The organism is Paenibacillus sp. MER TA 81-3, from assembly GCF_023713585.1.
GTDB lineage: Bacteria > Bacillota > Bacilli > Paenibacillales > Paenibacillaceae > Paenibacillus_B > Paenibacillus_B profundus.
In genome coordinates this window covers 1-255 of the sequence record NZ_JAMAWB010000139.1, presented here as the reverse complement: position 1 = coordinate 255, position 255 = coordinate 1, and the positions used below count along the sequence as shown (strand labels likewise).

Annotated in this window: 1 protein-coding gene; it reads right to left on the bottom strand. The window is 42.4% G+C overall.

What is annotated here, in order from left to right:
* On the bottom strand, positions 1-196 hold a 196-nt coding region (locus M3650_RS33045; RefSeq protein WP_369011173.1), incomplete at its 3' end, for a helix-turn-helix domain-containing protein.
* Between the last annotated feature and the right edge of the window lie 59 nt (positions 197-255).

Sequence of the window (255 nt, the reverse complement as noted above, 5' to 3'; positions counted from 1 at the left end):
CTCCCTCTATGTAATCCTTCACCGCTTGGAGCTTAAGCTCAGCACTATAACTTCGATTATGGTTTCGTTTTTCTAACCCCTCATAACCATACACCTTGTAACAACGACGCCATTTCGCCAAAGTCGTGTTGCTGATACCGTATTTCTTGGCTGCAGCCTTAACACCAATTTCGCCACTTGCGATTTCATCAAGGATAATGAGAGTTTCTCTGACGCATCATATTTTTTATTAGGCATAAAAAGCTCCCCATACAC